This window comes from Roseimarinus sediminis (assembly GCF_050433125.1).
Taxonomy (GTDB): domain Bacteria; phylum Bacteroidota; class Bacteroidia; order Bacteroidales; family Prolixibacteraceae; genus Roseimarinus; species Roseimarinus sediminis.
Map to the genome: position 1 here is coordinate 274,900 of NZ_JBNPXV010000001.1, position 20,343 is coordinate 295,242.

Here is a 20,343-nt window from a genome sequence, read left to right on the forward strand (position 1 = left end):
CTTTTCTTAAATAGTATCAGCGAATCGTTCATTTGGTTTTTAGATTGATTGTTGCTGATTAAATGTTTTAATATTGTTGTTGTTCAAAGCTAAGTATTGTTATATTTACCTCTGAAATACGCAAGAAAAGGTTCTTTTTTAACAAAACATGTTATGAGAAGTTCACATTATAATCCAACTCCTGAAGATACCGATTTGTCGGAATTTAAATTCTTTAAGCATTTAACCGATACCGAAATCGGAAAGCTTAATTATGACAAAACCTGTCAGGTATACAAAAAAGGAAGTGTTGTTTATCGGGAAGGAAGTCGTTTAACCGGTTTTTACTGCATTACGAAAGGAATCCTCAAGATATACAAAACTGGTATCGACGGGAAGGAACAAATCATCAGGTTTGTAAAAGCAGGCGACATCGTGGCATTTCGTTCCCTTTTAAGTCAGGAACTGGCATGCACAACAGCCAAAGTGATCGACGATGCAGTGCTGTGTCACATACCTTATCAAACGCTTTTATTTCTGCTTCAAAACAACTGGAAGTTTTCCCATTGGATGATTCAGATTCTTTGTCGCGAATTGCGTGAAGCCAACGACTACATTACCGATATTGCCCAGAAAACGGTTAGGGAACGACTGGCCGAAGTACTGCTTTTGTTGAAGGACAGTTTTGATGTTGACGAAAGCAATACCCTTCAGATTGCCTTAACCCGCGAAGAACTGGCCAATATGGTCGGTACAGCCACCGAATCGGTCATCCGATTGTTGTCGGAGTTTAAACAGGATGGTTTGATCGAATTGAAAGGAAGAAAAATTCGTTTCCTCGATATGGCCACCTTGCGCCGTATGGCAAGTATTTAAGCAAACGATGCTATTGAAGTGGTGTTTCTTTTTGAACACAGGCTATTTCTACACTTATAAATTGAGTACCGTGCTTTTATTTTCCGGAAAATGAAGGCAGTAAGTGTTTTGGCCAATAGTAAATGCTTATCTGGCTATCCAGTCTTCGGGATTTAGTTTTACATTCTCTCTCCAGATCTGAAATTTGAGAATAGTTTTGTCGTCATCGCTGTCATCGACGTAAATTAAGCCCAATTCATGTTCAAGCGCTACCTGTTCGCCCTGTTTGACGTAAACTTCTTTTAAATTGGAATAAACGGTAATGTATTCGCCATGGCGAACAATCACCGCCGTGTTTCCACCCGGAATGGCAAAAACCCTGCTGACGGTTCCGTTAAATATGGCACGCGCTTTTTCTCCCGGCCGGGTGGTGATGTCGATGCCATTGTTCTGAATAATGATGTTTTTCATCACCGGATGGGCATGTTCTCCAAAGCGGTCGGTAATGATTCCGTGTTGGGTTGGCCACGGAAGACTTCCTTTATTCCTGGCAAAATCGGCCGAAAGAAGCTTGTATTCGGGCGTAGGGGCCATTTCTTTTGCCTTGCGGGCTTCCTCTTCAATGATGCGTTGTATTTCATTCTCGAGCCGCTTTTCGATCCGTTGTTGCGATCGAAGATGCGCTTTCAATTCCCGTTGCCGTTTCTGAAGTTGCTGGTAGTAATCAGATTGTTTGTTTTTTTCGTTTTTCAGTTTCGAAAAATCTTCCATCTGCTGCATGAGCACGGCTTGCTTTTCTTTTTGCAAGGCATTTAAATCGCTGATCTTTGCTTCAAGCACCGTCCTGATGGTTTCAATCTGTTGCGACTGTTTTTGCCTGAAACGCGCCATTTGCCGGGTATAGAGCAATCGTTTGTAGGCCTGATTAAAAGTCTCGCTCGATAAGAGAAAAATCAGTTTATTATAGTCGCCACGCTTACGGTAAGCCTGTTTAATGAGGTCGGAGTATTGTTGTTTGATCTTCTGAAGATCGTTGTTCATCATGTCGATGGCCAGTTGGTTTTCTTCGATCGATTGTTGAATGAGCGCCAGTTGCTGGTTGTAATCGCTGATGAGCTGGTTACGCAGGGTAATTTGCTCATTGATCAGATTGAGTCTGTTGAGCGATGCTTTGCTGTTTTCGCCGGTTTTATTCAAAAGCCAGTTGGTATATTCAATTTCCTTCCGGGTTTTTTCCTTCTTTTCCTTTAAGTCATTGAGATTTTGTGCTCCGGCATGAAATACGGCGGGAACAGTTATTAAAATAAACAATATGCATCGTAGGAGCCTGCTCATTGTTGTTTCAACAGCTTTAGCTGATCGTATTTTTCGGGTATGGTGAATGTAAAGTTTTTTTCTTTATTAAGTACCGGTTTTGTTAGTTTTAACTTAAGACCTGCATGCTGGAGTGTTGAACTGAAGTCAACGGCAATTAATTGTGGAAACATGCTTCGTCCGCTTTGTTCAAAATCATCGTAGGCAATGTTGATGCTTTCGTGGTTCTTGATGTTGCGGAAAGTAATTCTTCTGATCACAAACAGGCGGGGATCAATCCAAACATTGTAGGAAATGAATTCATGATCATCCATTCGGCGCATGTAGCGGCTCAGGCGTTTTTCGTTGCCATCGCTCAGGGCCTTGCCGATCTTGCTTTTGAACTGACTGTCGATGCGGTACATGTTGCTGTCGATGTACGAAGTAAGTTCTTTCTCAAAAAACGATTCGTCGACCAGCTTGCTGATATCGGCAGTGAGCAGGGCCTCCATCATTTGATAATCGATGTCGAAACCCAATACTTCCTGAAGTGATGAAATGCCTTCGTCGATGAAATATTTCTCGAAATAATTAACCACTTTCAAACTATCGGGCGAAAGCATGGCACGGCCAACGGGCATGTTCAGTTTACGAAGTGTAAGCAAAATATAATCGTCGCGATCGATGCTGAACTGGCCCGAGAAGGAGGCACGGTCGTCGTTGTTGTAATACGACAGCACCATTTTTCGGGCTTCATAGCTTTTATAATCGGGTGATTCTTTATTGACCTTTCTCATTATTTTGCCTGCCGGCATAGGCTTTACCGGGTAATCAACCAGCATACGGCGGGTACTGCACGATGTAAAAATCAGGATGCCGGCCAGGACGATTAAAGTATGGAATTTGCGTTTGTTCTTCAGCATTATCTTTCTTCTTCAATATACCGCTTCTCGCTGATTTTATTTTTCAGTAATTCCGATTCGTTTCCCATATCCAACGACTTTTGCCAGTACTTAATTGCCTCGTCAACATCATTTAACATGAAAAGGATATCGCCATAGTGTTCAACTATGACTTCACTTTCGTCGCCTCCGTTTTTCATGGCCGTATCCATGTAAAATTTTGCAAGCCGGTATTCCTTTTTCTGAAAAAGCACCCAGGCGTGGGTGTCGAGGTAGGTGGGGTTGTTTGGATTGGCCTGAACCACCCGGCCGCTTAACACTTCTGCTTTTTCGAGTTGTTCTCCGTGCAACGACAGGTAATAGGCATAATTGTTCATGGCCATGAAATTTTCGGGTTCCATTTCTATTACCTTTTCAAAGGCCTGAAACGCTTCCTCGCTTTGTTCCATGTTATAATATGCTTCGGCACGGTACAGTTCGAACTGGGCTTCCAGTCGCTTGTTGTCGGCTACATAAATTTGTCCGTTTTCGAGTACCGAAAGTGCCTTGTCGTAATTTTTAAGCTGAATTTGTGCAACGGCATTGAGCACGTAGAGCAGGGGCTGGGTTGGAAATAACAGCATGGCACGTTCGGTATGCAGGGCCATGTTTTCAAAATCGAGCATCCGGTTTTCGGTAAGAATCAGTTGCTCCCAAAGTGGATAAGTGTCGGGATTGATTTCAAGTGCCTTCACCATGAAGTCGCGTGCTTCGGCTTCGCGACCCTGCTGTATCAAATAATCGGCTTTGATGCTGTAACTTCTGGCATCGTCGGGATGGGCCTTAAGCAGCATCCCGATCAGTGCTTCCATTTGTGTGCTGTCGAGCTTCATTTTCTCAGGTGCACCCACCATCATCAGATAGAGCTGTATTTTGGTTTCGATTTCGATTTCGGGATTTGAAAAGGCAATGCTCGCATGTTCAAATCCTTTTTGAGTTTCTTTCTTCTGGAGATAAAACGAAGCCAGTGAAAAATGTACAAAACTGTTGGAGGGATCGATCTCGATTACTTTGTTATAGTATTCAAGGGCTTTGTCCATGTTTCCGTCTTCCTTGTACATATCGGCCATTACGCCGTAGTATTCGGGCACCCCGGGATAGCGGCCAATGAGCTTTTCTATTTCGTTGTAGGCTTCCTTGTTTTTGCCTGCCTGGCGGTACAAATGCTGGCGCGAAAGCGCAATTTGTTCGTTGTATCCGCCTGCTTGCTCGAGTTCATTATAGGCCTTGATGGCTGCATCGTAATTTTCGGCCGAAGTGAGCAACAGGGCATTCATGTAGTAATAATCGATGTTGTCGGGATACTTTTCAATCAGGCGGCTGTAAATCTCACTGGCTTTTTCATACTGGTTGTTGTTCTGATGAATTTGTGCCAGTAAAAGCTGATACCACTTGTTTTCAGGATTGATTTGAATGGCCTTTTCAAGCAGCAGTGCGGCGCTGATTAATTCCCCCTTGCCAACATAAATATTGGCCAGTTCATACAGTGATGCTGCCGAAGTGGGGTCGATTTCAAGACAGTTGTTGAAATACTGAATGGCAGCATCGCTGTTGCCCAGCATTTTTTGTTTCAAGCCTTCGATATACAGGTATTCAAATTCGATGGACTTCTCTTCCGACAAATTTGAAGCATTGACTTGCTGGTTGCTTACGGTATTTTGCGTTGTTTCCTGTTGGCTTATCTGCTGGTTGGTTTTGCATCCAAATGCCAAAACCAGTGTGATAAGTCCAATAAATTGGTATTGTTTCATTTTAATTCGGCCTTTTAATGTTTGCCGGTGTGTCCAAATCCACCTGCTCCTCTTTCTGTCTCCTCTAATTGCTCTGCTTCATTCCACTCAACCGTTTCGTGTTGCGCGATGACCATCTGACAAATTCGCTCTCCGTTCTGAATGGTAAATGTTGTGTTGGACAGGTTTACTAAAATGATGCCAATTTCTCCGCGGTAGTCTGCATCGATGGTACCGGGCGAATTCAGGACGGTAATTCCGTGTTTCAGGGCAAGGCCACTGCGTGGTCTTATTTGTGCCTCATAATTTTTGGGAAGTTCAATGAACAGCCCGGTTGGAATTAATGCCCGCTCCAATGGCTTCAGCTCAACGGGTTCTTTTAACGATGCACGCAGATCCATACCTGCCGACATGATTGTACTGTAGGCTGGTAGCGGATTATTGGATTGATTAACAATTTTTACGATCATTTGATATCGAATGTTTTCCCTTGTACCTGTGAGTGGTTTTTATACCCCAAAATTTTTCAAGTCGCTAAGATATACATTCTTAGGTACAATATCGAACCCCAAAGGCTTTTTAAAACATTTTAAGATTTTTTGGTTTCATATTCGATCGTATTTTCCGTTCTTTATCCGGCCGATATTTTGTTAAGCATGAATAAAACTCCAGACTGGTCCGATAAAACCATCTTAGTGGTTGAAGATGAACCGGTAAACCAATACTTTTTTAAAACGGTTCTTGAAACAAGCAGGATCTCAATACTGTTTACCGCTAGCGGACAAGAGAGCATCGAGCTGGTGCTCGAACATCCCGAAATCGATTGTGTTTTGATGGATATCAGGTTGCCGGGAATTGATGGTTTTGAAGCGACCCGCCAGATTAAGAAAATCAGACCTGAGCTGGTGGTAATTGTTCAGACTGCCTATGCCTTAAGCAACGACCGGCTGAAAGCATTCGAAGCAGGTTGTGATGTATACTTAACAAAGCCGCTTCAGGTAGCGCAGCTTTTTGAAGTCCTGCAAAACTATCTTCATTAATATACTGGCGGGGTAAAAGCGTCCTCAATGTGTTCGATTTCGTATTTTTCATCGCCGAACCATTTGATGCTTACCACATCGAAGCGGGCTTCCAGGTCGATTTCTTTCTCCAGCAGATAGGCCTCGGCAGCATGAACCAACAGGCGGATTTTTTGCTCCGATATACTATCGCGGGGTTCTTCATAAATCACGGCACTGCGGGTTTTTACTTCAACAAAAACGATTTGCTGCCTGTGAACTGCAATCAGATCAATTTCAGCCCGGTCGTAGCGCCAGTTGCGTTCCTTTATCCGAAAACCTTTTTCGGTAAGAAATTTTAGTGCAAGGTCTTCACCTTTTTGTCCCAGATCGGTATGATGAGCCATCTTCGTTTTTATTGTACAAGTTCAACATGATCGCTTTGAATAGTAAGCTTGCAGTTAGCTCCCAGCAGCAACGGATAATTCTCCGGCTGATGACCGGCGGGGAAGTTGAACAGAACAGGAAAACCGTATTCGGCAACGGCATCCAGAATGATCTCCTGCCAGGTCTTTCCAAAGGGGCTCTCGTGGTCTTTCATGCCGGTAAAACTGCCCACAACAAGAGCCGCAAGTCCCGCAAGTTTTCCTCCGGCTTTCAGATTCATCATCATCCGGTCGAGGTGATAGAGGTATTCCGACAGGTCTTCGATAAAAAGTATTTTTCCCTTAGTATCTATATCGTATGGGGTTCCTCTGAGGCTGTATAAAATGGAAAGATTTCCGCCAACAAGCATTCCTTCGGCCTTGCCGCCAATATTGTGCTCCGATGCCTGAAGCTCATAGCGAACTTGTTTTCCTTCGAGGGTATTCATCAGGATTTCAAACCCGGGTGTTGGCTTGTCATTCTCCAGAAAATAGCGGGGCATTGCAGCGTGTACCGAGGCAATATTCATTTGCTGCAGGGCCGAATGGATGACGGTCACATCGCTGAAACCAACAATCCATTTGGGATGATCGATGAAATGCGACCAGTTAATTCCTTTCAGGGTGCGCAGGCTGCCATAACCACCGCGCGAACAAATGATGGCTTTAATGGAAGGATCGTCAATCATGGCCTGGAAGTCGGAACGCCGGTCTTCATCCTTCCCTGCAAACTGATGGTCGACTGCATAAAGATGCTTTCCGCGTACAATAGGGTATCCCCTTGCTTGTAAAAGTGCGATGGCCGGCTCTACCGTTTCACGATCGGTTTTAGATGCCGGAGAAATAAGGGCCAGCTGATCGCCGGGCTGCAGGTAGGGTGGAATCTTCATGACGGGTACCTGTTTTTCTTGTAAAGATACATTATTCACTAAGAAAAAAGGCCACGCCTGAGCGCAGCCTTTATTCTGAGAAAGTAATAAATTATTTAACGTGTGCTGACCCAAACCTTCGAACCTGTATGTTTCGAACGGTAAGCGTTCATTGCCTTGATGGCCTCATTTTTTTCAAAAAACGAATCGATGATCACCCGGTAATAGCTGTTTTCCATTTTAATAATTTCGGCCTGGTGACCATTGTTCAACAAAGTACCCTGTAATTGCTTTGCGTTATCAAGGTGCTGAAAACTTCCCCCTACCAAAATGTAGGGTGCAATTTTTTCAAGCTGACCGGGTGCTGTTTGGGCAAGCTGTCCTGTTTCGTCCACCTCGCCTGCCTTTGGCTGAAATGAGTTGAGCAGCTGAATGGGGTTCAGATTCGACGACTGTAAGATCAAATCGTTCTTCAAGGGGAAAAGTGACAGGCTGAGCACCAAAGCAATACTTGCTGCTACCTTGATGAGGTCGCGCTTGCGGTGAACGACACGAACGGCCGGCCGCGGCTGATAAGGCCTGATTTCGTGCTTCGGCTTCAGCGCTTCGTAGCTGAATGGCTGAAGGCCATAGGCTGCAGCCAGATCAATTTGATTCACCGACTGATAAATGATGGCTCCCGAACGGTCGAAAACCATTGAGCCCAGTGAACCCAGTTCTACCTTTTCTCCATTGTTGAGGCGCAGACTCAGCTGGTCGACAAAGTTCATCACTGCCGATTGTGCCTGAGCATAGCTTATCTGTTCCTTTTCAACCATATAACTGACCAGCAGGCCATCGTTACGACTGATTTTACTGTTGAAAATCACCGCTTTGCCGGGTGGTGTAAAACTGTGCTCTTCACGGTTGTACTGCGCGGGCTGATAATTCGAAATAAAGGCTCCGAAATCGGGAACGACCACGCATTCGTGAAACTGCATCAAATAGGCTATGTGTTTTGTAATGTCCATATTTTCTATTCAGGACTTCAAAAATAAGCAAAAACAGGGCGCGGACAAAACATAGTTTTCAACAGTGTTAATAAAATGTTGAAAAAGGGCCATTGCGCCGATGAAAGTAGCTGCAAGTGTATTATTTGTTATTTTTGTGTTGGCTAAAACAAAAAATCAAATGACTAAGAAAATCCTTGTAACGGGCGGAACCGGCTACATTGGTTCCCACACCGTAGTTGAACTGATGGAAGAAGGCTATGAAACCATTATTGTTGACGATCTTTCCAATTCATCGGCCGATGTGCTCGACAGTATTGAAAAAATTGCGGGTAAGCGGCCGGCTTTTGAGCAATTTGATCTTACCGACAAAACAAAACTGGATCAATTTTTTGAGAAACACCGTGGCCTGGATGCAATCATCCATTTTGCAGCCAGTAAGGCAGTGGGCGAGTCGGTTGAAAAACCCCTGCATTATTACCGCAACAACCTGCTTTCGTTGATCAATTTAATCGAATGTCAATTGGAATTTAATGTCCCCAACATTGTATTTTCCTCGTCGTGTACGGTTTATGGGCAACCCGAAAAATTACCGGTGACCGAGCAGACTCCCCGAAAAGATGCCGAATCGCCCTACGGGAATACCAAAAAAGTAAACGAAGATATTCTGAACGACAGCATTCGTGCCTTTCCTCAGCTAAAAGGAATTGCACTGCGTTATTTTAACCCCATTGGTGCCCATCCTTCGGCAATGATTGGTGAGCTGCCTTTGGGGGTTCCGCAAAACCTGGTTCCTTTTATCACACAAACAGCAGCCGGTTTGCGCGATGAGCTGAAAGTGTTTGGCGACAACTACGATACCCCCGACGGGTCGGCTGTTCGTGACTACATCAACGTGGTTGATCTGGCAAAAGCCCATGTGATTGCAATCGACCGCTTATTGGCTGGTAAAAACAAGAAAAGTTACGAGGTGTTCAACCTGGGAACCGGAAACGGTTTTTCGGTGCTCGAAATTGTGAAAGGCTTTGAAAAGGCCACCGGGGTAAAATTGAATTACAAGATAGTCGACCGCAGGGAAGGCGACATTGAAAAAATATGGGCCGACACCACTTATGCCAACAGTGAATTGGGATGGAAGGCTGAAACCAGCCTTGAAGCAACCTTGCTTTCGGCCTGGAACTGGGAAAAGAAGATCAGGGGAATTCATTAATGGATCAAATAGAGACAAAGGAACAGGCCTTGACCTGCTTCTGAAACAATAGTTTTAAGATACAGGAACACCTTTTTGCATTGGGCAGGGAGGTGTTTTTTTCTTTTTTGGAAACAGTATATCAAATACATTGATTAATAAGTTGCATAAGTTAACAAAACGCCATATCTTGTTGACGATAAATTTCTTATGAATACATAAGAAGAATGTTTTACCCAACTTAAACGTTTGTTATGGTTAATTTAAATGATGCAGGCAAGCGTGATTTCATCAATCAGATTAAAAAGATTCTTGAAGAAAACGCTGAGCCAATTTCTCAGGCAGGTTTCGACCCCCTTCCAAAAATCGAAGCATTAAGCAGCAAAGCGGCAGCGGTTGAGGCTGCCGAGGTTAAACAGCAACAGGCGCAAGCTGCGGCCAAAGATGCCACAAAGCTGGCGCGAAACACCTTAAGTGAAGCTTACAAGGAAGCTTCAGAGACGGTGAGTTTGTTGGAGGGCTTATTAGGGAAGGACCACAATTTGATCAAAGAGATCAAAAAGATGAGAACTTAATCGGATTTCAAAAGGCAGGCCAACAACCTGCCTTTTGAATGAATCAATACGACGGGTTGACAAGCTGCTCCCCGAGGCTGTCAGGGCAAAAAAGTGGGGGAGCATGATAAAAAACAAGGATTTCGGCCTGCTCCCCGAGGCTGTTAAGGCAAAATCCAAGGGTAGCAAGTTGCTCCCCGAGGCTGTCAGGGCAAAAAAGTGGGGGAGCATGATAAAAAACAAGGATTTCGGCTTGCTCCCCGAGGCTGTTAAGGCAAAATCCAAGGGTAGCAAGCTGCTCCCCGAGGCTGTCAAGGCAAAAAAGCGGGGGAGCAAGTTTCCATCCAAGACTTGATGGCTGAAATTGTTGACTCAATAATTACCTGACTGACGATTATTACCATTTTGGTAACTTTGTTGTATATTGTCGATATTAACTATGAAAGACAATGGGTTTTTATTCGCTTTATAGGCACCCACAGTGATTATGATCAGGTAGATGCAGATAAAATTTAACAATTATGCAAATCAAAGCGATAAAAACAGAAGAAGATTACAACAAAGCCTTAAGAAGGCTTGAAGAAATATTTCATGCTCCTATTGATTCGCCCGATGGTGATGAAGCAGAAGTACTTTCAATTTTAATAGAAAAATTTGAAGATGAAAATTATCCTGTTGATGCTCCCGATCCGATTGAAGCAATTCTTTTTAGGATGGAACAAATGAAAATGGATAAAAAAGATCTTGCTAAAATTATAGGATATAAAAGCAGGGTATCGGAGATATTAAGCAAAAAGCGAAAATTGAATATTAACATGATTCGCCAATTGCATAAAAAGATGAATATTCCTTATGAGTCATTACTCAACGATTATTAGCAGCCCCTTTTAATTTCCTTTTTAAACTTCTATTTTTGACAGATTAAACAAACTATTAATTTTTGGACTTGTGTTAACTGAAACCCATTCAAATACCTCATTTATGAAAACGATTCTGATCACCGGAGGAGCCGGTTTTATTGGCTCGCATGTAGTACGACTGTTTGTGAACAAGTACCCCGACTACAACATTGTGAACCTCGATAAACTGACCTATGCCGGCAACCTGGCCAACCTCACCGATATAGAAAGCAAGCCCAATTATGAATTCATCAAAGGCGACATTGTTGACGACGAATTCATGATGAAACTTTTCGAAGAAAAGCAGTTCGACGGCGTGATTCACCTGGCTGCCGAAAGTCATGTCGACCGGTCGATCAGTAATCCCACCGAGTTTGTATTTACCAATGTGATTGGTACCGTTAACCTGTTGAATGCCGCCCGTGCCATCTGGAAAGATAACAACAAGGGAAAACTGTTTTACCACATTTCGACCGATGAAGTATATGGTTCACTGGGCAGTGAGGGCATGTTTACCGAAACAACAGCCTACGATCCGCACAGTCCGTACTCGGCATCCAAAGCCAGCTCCGACCATTTTGTGCGTGCCTATCACGACACCTTTGGTATTCCTGCACTGGTTTCGAACTGTTCAAACAACTATGGATCTTTTCAATTTCCCGAGAAGCTGATTCCGCTTTTTATCAACAACATTAAAAACAATAAGCCGCTGCCTGTGTATGGTAAGGGGGAAAATATCCGCGACTGGTTATGGGTTGAAGACCATGCCCGGGCCATCGATTTGATTTTCCACAAGGGAAAGCCGGGCGAAACTTACAACATTGGCGGGCATAACGAATGGAAGAATATCGACCTGATCAGGGAAATGTGTGCCATTATGGATCGCAAGCTGAAGCGCGAAAAAGGAACTTCCGAAAAGCTCATCAGCTATGTAAGCGACCGTGCAGGCCATGATTTGCGTTATGCGATTGATTCAACAAAGCTGCAAAATGAACTGGGCTGGGTTCCAAGTCTTCAGTTTGAAGAGGGGCTGGAACTGACCATCGACTGGTACCTCGAGAATGAAGAATGGCTCAACAATGTGACCAGCGGCGATTACCAGAAGTACTACGAGCAGATGTACAAAAACCGATAATTTTTTGCTTTGGAAAACCTGTTAATTATTACGCCTGTAAAAGATGCGCTTGAAACGGCACAACAGGCCATTGCCCTTGTGTGCCAATCGAAACACGCTGCTGAATACAGGGTGTACAACGATTTGAGCCGTCCCGAAAATACAATCAAACTGGACGAAGGGCAGGAGCAGGGGTACACCCTGATCAATATTGCAGAAAAAGTCGATACACCTTCGCCCAATTATCGCTTTACACTCAGGGATGCGCAGAGAGGTGCACTTGAAATGAATGCTGCTTTGCTGATTGTTGAATCGGACGTGTACGTGCAGCCCGATACCATCGAAAGGCTGCAACAATTTGCGGCAACACACAGCGAGTGTGGCATGGTGGCCGCTGTAACCGTCGATGAGAACAATGCAATCAATTTTCCTTATTTGCACATTCAGCCAAAATCAAACGAGCCGATTGACACTTCGCACCGCTTAAGCTTTTGCTGTACGCTGCTTACTTTGCCCTTGTTAAAGCAACTCGATTTCGATCAGTTGTCGGATAAAAAGGACTGGTTTGATGTTCAGATCTCGCGCGATTCGCGCAGGCTGGGTTTTGTGAATTATGTATTGCCCGATGTGCGCGTCAGGCATTTGCCACACAGCAGCCGACCCTGGAAGCAGCTCAAATACACCCATCCGGTGAAGTATTATCTGAAAAAGTGGTTCCTCGGGAAAGACCGGATTTAAGGGGCTAACCTTTTCAGCCACCAGCCATCGATGCTTTTTTTGTAGGCAATGCGGTCGTGCAACCTGAAGGGTCGTCCCTGCCAGAACTCCATCCGGCTGGGCTTAATCACGTATCCGCCCCAGTTCCCGGGACGTTCGATGGTTTTTCCTTCCCATTTTTGTGAAGCCTCCTTCCAAAGCTTTTCAAGCGACTGGCGGTCTTCAATTTCGCTGCTTTGCTTTGAAACAACGGCGCTGAGCCGGCTTTCGTGGGGCCGCGATTGAAAGTAGAAGTCTGAAATTTCGGCAGGCGCTTTGATGGCTGTTCCTTCTATTTTTACCTGTCGTTCGAGTTCGGGCCAAAAAAAGTGAGCCGCTATTTTTTTGTTGAATTCCAGATCTTTTCCTTTCCGGCTTTCATAGTTGGTGAAGAAATACAGCCCGTCGTCTTTAAGGTACTTGAGCAGGACCACCCTGATTGAAGGCTGCATGTTCTCGCCTGTTGTGGCGATGGTCATGGCCGTATACTCACTGCATTGTGCCGCTTTGGCCTCGTTGAGCCAGATTTCAAGCTGTCTTAAGGGATTGGTGTCGACCGACTTTTTTTCAAGCGTTTTTTGCTGGTATTCGCTGCGTATTTCCGATAGATCCATCGTTTTTCATTTTTTATTGGAACAAAACACGGTGTTAAAGGTTTTCTCCATACCCGAATTAAATGGCCGGAGTTGATTAGCAGGCTTAAAACATTTTTTACGAGAAAAAATAATCCTACTTTTGTGGCAGTGTAAACCTTTTGAAGAGAAAAATGACCGATCAGCCAATTCCGGAGAAGACCAATCGCTACGATAAGAAAAATATGCTTGTAATTGCCCTTTCGGTAGTATTGCTTGCAGTAATGGTGATGTTTTTCATGCAACGAAGGGAACACAAGGGCATTGTTCAGGAGTTGAATATAGAGAAAGATTCAATCCAGGTGGAGCTCGAGCAGATGGTGGTCAATTACGATTCGTTGAAAACCGACAACGATGAACTCAACAACCATATTTTGATTACACAGTCGGAAATTAAAAACCTGCTTGTTGAAATTGATCAGGTGAAAAAAGCCAGTTATCGTGAGATTTCGCAGTACCGCGACAAGGTAAATACCCTCAGGGGCATCATGAAAAGCTTGTACAATCAGATTGATTCGCTCAATGAGCGCAATAAGGTGCTCTTTGCCGAGAATCAGGAAGTGAAGCAAATGTATTCTGAAGAAAAAAACCGGAATGAGGAACTCGAAATAGAAAAAGCCAAATTGGAAGAGCGGGTAAAAAAGGCGCAGATTCTCGAAGCACTTAATCTGAGGGGTACCGGCTTAACACCCAGAGATCGTGAAACCGACAAGGTGGCGCGTACCCAAAAACTGATCATCAGTTTTACTTTAAGCAAAAATCTGACGGCGCCCAGGGGAGCCAAAAATGTGTACATACGCATTATGCGGCCCGATCAGCTCTTGCTTCTGAACGAAGGGGAAAACCTGTTCCGTTTCGAAGATCTGAAAATACCCTACACCGCCATGCGCGAAGTGAATTACGAGGGAATGGAACTTCCCGTGAATATCTTCTGGGACAATACCGGAAAAGAAGCGCTGTTGCCAGGCACTTACACCGTCGATGTTTTTGCCGACGGGTACAATATTGGAACTGCCGAATTTGTGTTATTACAATAAATAAAAGCGGTGTTTGCGCACCGCTTTTCCTGATTTTGATAAAAAGAAATCATTCCTGATTTTATTCAACCAATCAACTCCGTTCAATACTTTGTTCTTTATCAGGTATAGCTGTTACGTTAATTTTAATGAGGTAGTTTCAGTTTTGATCTCTTTTCTTTGAATTTTGTTTTACTACTCAAGCGCAAAATCATGGCAAAGCATTTTTCAGGTGACACAATTCATTTTAAGAAATTCAATATCAGTAGTGCATTGTATGCGCTGGCAGCACTCGAACAGGGCTTTAGGGTACGCATAAGCGATTTTGAACCCGACTTTTCCTTTCTGCCCGAACTGAGCACCCTGCATCCAATGAGCCTGAGCGAAGTTCCGGCGGCCTATCGTGCGTGGAAGAGCATTTATCACTTGTCAGGCTTATTTCCGCAGCTCTTTTTTCCGCAGCGGGTCATTGCCCTGAACGAAGCGGGCACCATCGATGTGAATGCAGCGAATCTTTTCGATAAGCTGTTGAAACGTGAGCGCGAAAACAGTTCCCTGCCCCTGAAATTATCAAAATATCCTTCACTTCGGGCACTCAACAGCTCGTTCGACAGCGCCATGCTCGTGTACGAATACCGTTTCGACCGCCAGCAGGCACTTAACGAACTGTATCGCATGTGCATTTCGAAAGGGGCCGTATTAACAAAGTCCGGTGAGGACCGGCAAACGAAACAGGAGTTGCAGGCAATGCCTGTTCAACATGAAGATTACGTACTGTTTGGTGAGGCAGACAAATGGAAGTTCGACAACAGCCTTCGTTATGAAACCGATCATTTCACCATCACGGCACAAAAGGTAGCTCACCAGCTTCCTGTTCATTTCTATCTTAAAAAGCACGAGGCAGGCATTGATGCTTTGCTCAGCAAGGCAGAACAAGGTTTTCAAGGCCTCCAACTCGACTGGCAACCCCGCCACAAGGAAGCTTTGCATAAAATGATTGTGAAGCAGCAAGCACTGATTCCCGACGATGAACTGCTTTACGACGGCCCCTTGAGTATCTGGCCGGCGATGATGAAAATTAACCAGCGAAAAATTAACAGACAACTGGGCGAAAAACTGAAATGGAAAAGCATTTCTGGCACGCAGGCTTCCAACCGGATGTCGGGGCAACTGTTCAGGCAAATTGAGCAGGAATGTAACGAGAAATTCGATCTGGCGCGGCAAACAGGTCTTGCTTATGCTGCTTTTTCCTATTATTTCTACCGCTATCGCGATCATATCGACGAAATGATCGATACGGCCTACGAACTGATGCAGCATCAGCGTAATCCCGAAACAATCTGGAAACAGGCCGAAGAAAAGGTGATCGCTACCGTGTATCGCCGGGAATTGTAATTTTTATGAAAATAAATGATAGGTGAGGGTAACCCTTTGCCCCTTTTGGGAATAAACAGTAAACTAAGTTTATTTAACCAACACTTATCTTATGAACAAAAAAGTGATTTTAATTACCGGGGCATCGGCCGGTATTGGCGAAGCAGCTGCGTGTATGTTGCTAAAAAAGGGCCACATTGTATATGCTGCAGCGCGCAGGGTGGATAAAATGAAAGTACTTGCTGCATCGGGTGCATTGCTTTTAAAGATGGATGTATGCGACGAGCAGTCGATGCGTGCCGGTGTCGAAAAGATCATTGCCGAACAGGGAGGCATCGATGTTTTGGTTAACAATGCCGGATATGGCTCGCTGGGCGCCCTCGAGGAAGTGGCATTGAGCGAAGCCCGGCACCAATTCGAGGTCAATGTGTTTGGGGCAGCCAGGTTGACACAACTGGTGTTGCCGGTCATGCGCAGAAAGGGCAGCGGACGCATCATCAACATTTCTTCGGTGGGAGCGCGCCTGTATGAACCATTGAGTGCCTGGTACCATTCGACCAAGTTTGCCATCGAAGGGCTGAGCGATTGTCTTCGTCTCGAGCTCCAGGCTTTTGGTGTCGATGTGGTATTGATCAGGCCGGGCTTTATCCGTACCGAATGGGACAAGGTAGCCCACGAGCAACTTCAGAAGTTTTCATCGGATGGTCCTTATGCCGGCTTGGCTGAATTGCTGGCCAATGCCCAGCAAGATTTTTTGTTTCCTTACTTTGCCTCCGATGCCAACATTGCCGCCAAAACCATCGTACGCTCCATCGAAGCCCGTAGGCCCCGTACCCGCTATGTGTGCGGTCGTGGAGCCAGGGCCTTTCTTTTGTCGCGTCAACTCTTTTCCGACCGCATGCTCGATCGTGTGTTGCGCCTGATGCTGACCACCTTTGGTAAACCGTCAAAATCAGAAAGTAAGGCAAGGAAAACAGTGCCCGCCCGGCGTGCCTGATTGATCATGGAGAGAATGAACCACCACAAAGGTTTTTGGCCAAAGCCGAAACGCTTCAATTAAAAACGTTGATTCCTCTGATTGGGCATACTTTTAAGTTGACCGATCCGCGAGAAGGAAAAGCCTGGTTTAATGAAATTTGACTTTATCAACAAAGGGCTTTTCCATGCTTGTTTCCTTTGTTTCAATTTAGGTAAAACGAAAAAAGCCCGGAAGTGACTCCGGGCTTTCTTATCTTGTTTCGGGGTTTTAGCTTCTTACAGCTGCCACACCCGGAAGTTCTTTACCTTCGAGGTATTCGAGAAGGGCTCCACCTGCAGTTGAGATGTAAGAAACCCCGTCGGCCAAACCAAATTGATTGATACAGGCTACCGAGTCACCACCTCCAATGAGTGAAAAAGCTCCTTTTTGGGTTGCAGCTACAATGGCATCGCCAATGGCACGTGAGCCTTTCGAAAAGGTTTCGAATTCGAAAACCCCAACAGGACCGTTCCAAAGAATAGTACCCGATTCTTCGATTACCTTTTTCATATTGGCAATGCTTTCAGGACCGGCATCCAATCCCTGCCATCCGTCGGGTATTTCGTTTGAAGGAATGGTTTTGGTATTGGCATCGTTCGAAAAGTCATCGGCTGCCAGTACGTCGGTAGCCATAATGAGCTGAACTCCTTTTTCCTTTGCTTTTTTCTCGATGGTTTTAGCCATTTCAAGATAGTCGTCTTCACAAATTGAATCGCCAATCTTTCCGCCACGGGCTTTTACAAAAGTATAGGTCATGCCTCCGCCAATAATAAGGTTATCAACCTTGTCGAGGAGGTTTTCGATAATGGTAATTTTTGATGATACCTTGGCTCCGCCCATGATGGCAGTAAGTGGTTTCGAAGGGTTCGTGAGCACTTTGTCAAGGCTTTCAAGTTCGCTGCCGATTACGTAGCCAAACATTTTGTCGTTGGGGAAGAATTTGGCAATAATGGCGGTTGATGCATGGGCACGGTGGGCCGTTCCAAAGGCATCGTTGATCCAGCAGTCGCCATTTTTCGACAGTGCCTCGGCAAAAGCCTCATCGCCCTTGGTTTCTTCGGGGTGGAAGCGCAGGTTTTCAAGAATCAGTACTTCGCCGGGTTTAACTTCACCAGCCATTTTTAGTGTGGCATCACCAATGCAGTCGGGTGCAATATTTACTTTTGCTCCGTCGAGCAGCTCCGAAAGGTGATTCACCAGATGGCGCAGTGAGAATTTGTCTTCCGGTCCGTCTTTCGGACGACCAAGGTGCGACATGATAATTGGCGATCCTCCTTTTTCAATTACTTTTTTAATGGTTGGAAGTGCCGCTCTCATGCGGGTATCGTCGGTAATTTCAAACTTTTCGTTAAGCGGCACGTTAAAGTCAACTCTGATGAGTGCTCTTTTGCCTGAAAAATCGTAAGATTCAATTGTTTGCATTGCGTTTAACTTTAGTTCTTAATTGAAAATCAAAGATAAGAATTTATGATTTAACCCCAGATGAACCAACTGATTTATTGATGAATTTAAAATTATGTTAGCATGGGTTTTCTTTTCTGATCAGGGGAAAGCTTCCTTCGGCTCCGGGCGAAAAAAAACCGGCTCTAAAAGAGCCGGATAATAAAATTCAGGCTTAATCGGTGTTCCCCAAACACAACTAAATGTAATGCTTAACTTCAGTACCTGTTTTATAGTTAATTCCGATTTTGATCAATTGGTTACCCTAAAAATAGAAAAAAAATATTCAATTGAACAATATATTCATGAATATTTACTTTAAAAGGTTTGATGTTAAGTGCAAAAGGTATTAATACAGGCACATACAAGTATCTTGTAATGGCAGGAGGTGTGCTTATTTATATTTCTTGTCAGCATGAAAAAAGCTGCCTGGTAGTTGGCAGCTTTTCAAATTTAATCGTCGTATCTGTTATTTCCACGGTCACGATTAAATGACCGATGTTCTCCGCCATCACGGTTTCTGTTATCGAAACGGCGTTGTTCCTGGCGACGGCCTCCTCCGTTGCCAGCTCCAAAACGGCGGTCGGATGTGCGTTTTTCTTTGGGCTTTGGTTCCGATTTTTTTACTACAAGGTAGTTGCCCATAAACTTGGTGTCGTTCAATTGCTCGATTGCTGCTGCGCCTTCCATTTCATTGATCATTTCAATAAAGGCATAACATTTCGACATGCCGGTTTCACGATCCATGATGAGTTTTGTTGAGGCGACGGTGCCGAACTGGCTGAATAGCTCTGTAAGATCATCTGCGGTTGTTTCGGCATTGAGTTTTGCTACAAAAATGTCCATAAAAGAAGATTAAATAAAAAATTGAATAATTAATTGTTAGAAGTTGTGTTGCAAAACAATCAGTCTGGGTGATGAAATGTTATGACGAAACAAATTCTAATGAAGCAAAGCTATTGAATATTAAACAGAAGTAAAAGTGATTTTTAATTTTTCAACATGAAAAAAAGGAGGAAAAATTATAAAATAGATCCATTGGATCGTTTTTTTAGGGAAAAGAAAAAGGGACTGTAGCTAAGTCCCTTATGAAATTTATTTCCGTGTTACATGAATCTTATGTGTTGGAGGAAGGTTTTCATTGCGGTTGGTCACGGCCTGCATCACATGTTGTGCCACCTCAGAAAATGCCTTTCCTGTAACAGAATCGGGATCGTTGGCAGCCGGAGTTCCCATGTCGCCGCCTTCGCGTATGCTTTGTACAATCGGAATTTGCCCCAGGAATGGAATATCGAGTCTTTCGGCCATTTTGCTTCCTCCGTCTTTGCCGAAAATGTAATAACGGTTGTCGGGCAATTCAGCGGGGGTAAACCAGGCCATGTTTTCAACCAGACCCAGTACAGGAACGTCTACCGATTTTCCCCTGAACATGTTTACTCCTTTGATCACATCGGCCAGGGCAACGTCCTGGGGGGTGGTAACAATTACGGCGCCGGTTACCGGAACGGTTTGCATCAGGGTGAGATGAATGTCGCTGGTACCCGGAGGAAGGTCAATCAGCAGGTAGTCGAGTGGTCCCCATTTGGCATCGACAATGAGCTGCTTAAGGGCATTCGAAGCCATGGGGCCGCGCCACACCAAAGCATCTTCGGGATTAACAAAGAAACCAATTGAAAGCAGTTTAACACCAAATTTTTCTACCGGAAGAATCATGTCGCGGTTTCCTACTTTTTCACCCATGGGCTTGGTAAATTCCTCTCCAAACATAATGGGTATCGAGGGGCCGTAGATGTCGGCATCGATAAGTCCTACAGTGGCTCCGGTTTTGGCAATGGCTACAGCAAGGTTGGTCGAAACAGTCGATTTTCCAACGCCGCCCTTACCCGAAGCAACGGCAATGATATTCTTTACTCCCGGCAAAACCGGACGTTGCATGTCGTGCAACGAACGGGTGGAAATGTTTCCGGCTATTTCCACATCGCGGCCCAACTCTTTCCAGATGGCCTGAACACATAGCGACTTTACAACAGGGATGTTGGGATCGTTCGATTTTTGAAATACCAGGGTGAAACTGACTTTTTTACCTTCGATTCTGATTTCCTGAACCATGTCGAGGTCTACAATATTTTGATCCGATCCGGGCATTTTTACCTGCCGGAGTGCATTGTTGATGTCTTTGGGTTGTATGGCCATAATCTTTGTTTTTGATCGTACAAAATTAGAAAAACATGGCGAATAAGATGAATTTATCCGAAATGATTGGTGATGAAAG

General features: G+C 44.5%; 23 protein-coding genes. 12 read left to right on the forward strand and 11 right to left on the reverse strand.

Annotation, left to right across the window (positions count from 1 at the left end):
* Window positions 1–153 precede the first annotated feature (153 nt).
* Window positions 154–855, forward strand: coding sequence for a Crp/Fnr family transcriptional regulator (locus FHS86_RS01140; protein WP_429410251.1), 702 nt, complete (start codon window positions 154–156; stop codon window positions 853–855).
* A gap of 126 nt (window positions 856–981) precedes the next feature.
* Here the strand turns inward: FHS86_RS01140 and FHS86_RS01145 are convergent, their stop codons facing one another.
* Genes FHS86_RS01145 through dut form a run of 4 tightly spaced genes read right to left on the reverse strand, consistent with a single transcriptional unit; the run spans window position 982 to window position 5,268 of the window.
* The gene (locus FHS86_RS01145; RefSeq protein WP_429410253.1) at window positions 982–2,169 is read right to left on the reverse strand and encodes a murein hydrolase activator EnvC family protein; all 1,188 of its coding nucleotides are present in this window, start codon (window positions 2,167–2,169) and stop codon (window positions 982–984) included.
* Complete coding sequence (locus FHS86_RS01150; RefSeq protein ID WP_429410255.1) at window positions 2,166–3,050, reverse strand: DUF4292 domain-containing protein; 885 nt, start codon at window positions 3,048–3,050, stop codon at window positions 2,166–2,168. Before FHS86_RS01150 ends, FHS86_RS01145 begins: the two co-directional genes overlap by 4 nt.
* Window positions 3,050–4,819 carry a tetratricopeptide repeat protein gene (locus tag FHS86_RS01155; protein WP_429410257.1) on the reverse strand — a complete coding sequence of 590 codons (1,770 nt, stop codon included), beginning with the start codon at window positions 4,817–4,819 and terminating at the stop codon, window positions 3,050–3,052. Before FHS86_RS01155 ends, FHS86_RS01150 begins: the two co-directional genes overlap by 1 nt.
* Window positions 4,820–4,833: 14 nt before the next feature.
* Window positions 4,834–5,268, reverse strand: a complete 435-nt coding sequence (dut, locus tag FHS86_RS01160) for a dUTP diphosphatase (protein WP_429410259.1) — start codon at window positions 5,266–5,268, stop codon at window positions 4,834–4,836.
* Window positions 5,269–5,454: 186 nt separating this feature from the next.
* On the opposite strand from dut, the gene FHS86_RS01165 reads away from it, so the two are divergent.
* Entirely contained in the window at window positions 5,455–5,838 is a 384-nt protein-coding gene (locus FHS86_RS01165; RefSeq protein WP_429410261.1) for a response regulator, read from the forward strand.
* Here FHS86_RS01165 and FHS86_RS01170 read toward each other — a convergent pair.
* From FHS86_RS01170 to FHS86_RS01180, 3 genes are all read right to left on the reverse strand, one after another.
* The gene (locus FHS86_RS01170; RefSeq protein ID WP_429410263.1) at window positions 5,835–6,203 is read right to left on the reverse strand and encodes a YraN family protein; all 369 of its coding nucleotides are present in this window, start codon (window positions 6,201–6,203) and stop codon (window positions 5,835–5,837) included. The two genes, FHS86_RS01165 and FHS86_RS01170, sit on opposite strands and share 4 nt — an antisense overlap.
* A gap of 8 nt (window positions 6,204–6,211) precedes the next feature.
* Complete coding sequence (locus tag FHS86_RS01175) at window positions 6,212–7,111, reverse strand: S66 peptidase family protein (RefSeq protein ID WP_429410265.1); 900 nt, start codon at window positions 7,109–7,111, stop codon at window positions 6,212–6,214.
* A gap of 95 nt (window positions 7,112–7,206) precedes the next feature.
* A complete protein-coding gene (locus tag FHS86_RS01180) occupies window positions 7,207–8,100 on the reverse strand; it encodes an HU domain-containing protein (protein ID WP_429410267.1) in 894 nt (297 codons plus the stop codon).
* A 160-nt stretch (window positions 8,101–8,260) separates the two neighbouring features.
* On the opposite strand from FHS86_RS01180, the gene galE reads away from it, so the two are divergent.
* The 7 genes from galE (at window position 8,261) to FHS86_RS01215 (ending at window position 12,573) form a co-directional block, all read left to right on the forward strand.
* Window positions 8,261–9,289 (forward strand): UDP-glucose 4-epimerase GalE, encoded by a 1,029-nt coding sequence (galE, locus tag FHS86_RS01185; protein WP_429410269.1) that lies wholly within the window; start codon window positions 8,261–8,263, stop codon window positions 9,287–9,289.
* 233 nt (window positions 9,290–9,522) lie between these two features.
* On the forward strand, window positions 9,523–9,843 hold the full coding sequence (locus FHS86_RS01190) for a hypothetical protein (RefSeq protein WP_429410271.1): 321 nt from the start codon (window positions 9,523–9,525) through the stop codon (window positions 9,841–9,843).
* 34 nt (window positions 9,844–9,877) lie between these two features.
* Entirely contained in the window at window positions 9,878–10,177 is a 300-nt protein-coding gene (locus tag FHS86_RS01195) for a hypothetical protein (RefSeq protein WP_429410273.1), read from the forward strand.
* A 62-nt stretch (window positions 10,178–10,239) separates the two neighbouring features.
* Window positions 10,240–10,338 (forward strand): type II toxin-antitoxin system HigB family toxin, encoded by a 99-nt coding sequence (locus tag FHS86_RS01200; protein WP_429410991.1) that lies wholly within the window; start codon window positions 10,240–10,242, stop codon window positions 10,336–10,338.
* 5 nt (window positions 10,339–10,343) lie between these two features.
* Window positions 10,344–10,700: a helix-turn-helix domain-containing protein gene (locus tag FHS86_RS01205; protein ID WP_429410275.1), complete on the forward strand. Its 357-nt coding sequence runs from the start codon at window positions 10,344–10,346 to the stop codon at window positions 10,698–10,700.
* Between the two features lie 103 nt (window positions 10,701–10,803).
* Window positions 10,804–11,856 carry a dTDP-glucose 4,6-dehydratase gene (rfbB, locus tag FHS86_RS01210; protein WP_429410277.1) on the forward strand — a complete coding sequence of 351 codons (1,053 nt, stop codon included), beginning with the start codon at window positions 10,804–10,806 and terminating at the stop codon, window positions 11,854–11,856.
* A gap of 9 nt (window positions 11,857–11,865) precedes the next feature.
* Window positions 11,866–12,573: a hypothetical protein gene (locus FHS86_RS01215; protein WP_429410279.1), complete on the forward strand. Its 708-nt coding sequence runs from the start codon at window positions 11,866–11,868 to the stop codon at window positions 12,571–12,573.
* Here the strand turns inward: FHS86_RS01215 and pdxH are convergent.
* Complete coding sequence (gene pdxH, locus FHS86_RS01220) at window positions 12,570–13,205, reverse strand: pyridoxamine 5'-phosphate oxidase (protein ID WP_429410281.1); 636 nt, start codon at window positions 13,203–13,205, stop codon at window positions 12,570–12,572. The two genes, FHS86_RS01215 and pdxH, sit on opposite strands and share 4 nt — an antisense overlap.
* 140 nt (window positions 13,206–13,345) lie before the next feature.
* On the opposite strand from pdxH, the gene FHS86_RS01225 reads away from it, so the two are divergent.
* The 3 genes from FHS86_RS01225 (at window position 13,346) to FHS86_RS01235 (ending at window position 16,610) form a co-directional block, all read left to right on the forward strand.
* A complete protein-coding gene (locus FHS86_RS01225; RefSeq protein ID WP_429410283.1) occupies window positions 13,346–14,260 on the forward strand; it encodes a coiled-coil domain-containing protein in 915 nt (304 codons plus the stop codon).
* Between the two features lie 192 nt (window positions 14,261–14,452).
* Entirely contained in the window at window positions 14,453–15,634 is a 1,182-nt protein-coding gene (locus tag FHS86_RS01230; protein ID WP_429410284.1) for a hypothetical protein, read from the forward strand.
* 91 nt (window positions 15,635–15,725) lie between these two features.
* Window positions 15,726–16,610, forward strand: a complete 885-nt coding sequence (locus FHS86_RS01235; protein ID WP_429410286.1) for an oxidoreductase — start codon at window positions 15,726–15,728, stop codon at window positions 16,608–16,610.
* Between the two features lie 249 nt (window positions 16,611–16,859).
* Here the strand turns inward: FHS86_RS01235 and FHS86_RS01240 are convergent, their stop codons facing one another.
* The 3 genes from FHS86_RS01240 to FHS86_RS01250 form a co-directional block, all read right to left on the reverse strand.
* Window positions 16,860–18,053: a phosphoglycerate kinase gene (locus FHS86_RS01240; RefSeq protein WP_429410288.1), complete on the reverse strand. Its 1,194-nt coding sequence runs from the start codon at window positions 18,051–18,053 to the stop codon at window positions 16,860–16,862.
* A 471-nt stretch (window positions 18,054–18,524) separates the two neighbouring features.
* A complete protein-coding gene (locus FHS86_RS01245; RefSeq protein WP_429410290.1) occupies window positions 18,525–18,917 on the reverse strand; it encodes an RNA recognition motif domain-containing protein in 393 nt (130 codons plus the stop codon).
* Window positions 18,918–19,166: 249 nt separating this feature from the next.
* Window positions 19,167–20,264, reverse strand: a complete 1,098-nt coding sequence (locus tag FHS86_RS01250; protein ID WP_429410292.1) for an Mrp/NBP35 family ATP-binding protein — start codon at window positions 20,262–20,264, stop codon at window positions 19,167–19,169.
* Between the last annotated feature and the right edge of the window lie 79 nt (window positions 20,265–20,343).